General features: G+C 58.5%; 1 pseudogene. It reads left to right on the forward strand.

The window, feature by feature from the left end:
- Positions 1 to 270 precede the first annotated feature (270 nt).
- Positions 271 to 732 (forward strand): annotated as a pseudogene (locus CSC70_RS14630) (hypothetical protein); the annotation flags it as partial.

Raw genomic sequence — 732 nt, forward strand, 5'->3', positions numbered from 1 at the left:
TTGGCCTGCAACACGCTGCGGCCAATGGCCTCGAAGTTGTAAAGGCTGTCAGATAGCCACATGACATCGCGCGGCGCACGACTGGCGGGGGTGGCATCCGCGCTGTAAGCACAGTATGGGGTTCAGCCGACATACGTGTAAAAGTAGCTCACAAGGTCGGATTTCATCCATTGCATCAGTGAGTTAGCGGATATTTTGGCGCAACAACATGTCCGTCGCTCCATTTCCAGTCTCTGGCCACAATCCCATCCCATGTTCCGATGTTCCCTCGTGATTTCGCTGTTTCCGAAGGGTGGCTTGCCAAAAACTGGTTACATCAGGCCGTCTCCGAAAAAAAGACGAGCACTCAAGATGCGCCCTCTTTCGCCCGCTTCAGCCATCATTGCCAATGACCTGATCGACAACGGCCTCGCCGATCCTCACTCGCCCGATCAGGAAATCGCCGATACCGTCAATTGGCGCCGCACCCAGCACGGTCAGGACGCGTTGACGCAATTGGGTGAGATGGCACCTCCGTGGAGACGGCGTGTTCTGCCCGCCGATCCCACCCCGTATCGGATCCAGGAGATACGGCAACACCGCCTCCACCGCGCCTCCACCTCCATGCAGTCCGCGCCACCTGCGCCACCGCCGGCAGTGGCGTTGTCCGGAGAGCTTGCCTTTGACCCGATGGACTTTCTGGACATACCAGACACTCCAATCTCTGCCTCAAGCGCCCCTGCATTCCAGGAG

It is taken from the genome of Pseudoxanthomonas kalamensis DSM 18571 (assembly GCF_010211745.1).
GTDB classification, from domain to species: domain Bacteria; phylum Pseudomonadota; class Gammaproteobacteria; order Xanthomonadales; family Xanthomonadaceae; genus Pseudoxanthomonas_A; species Pseudoxanthomonas_A kalamensis.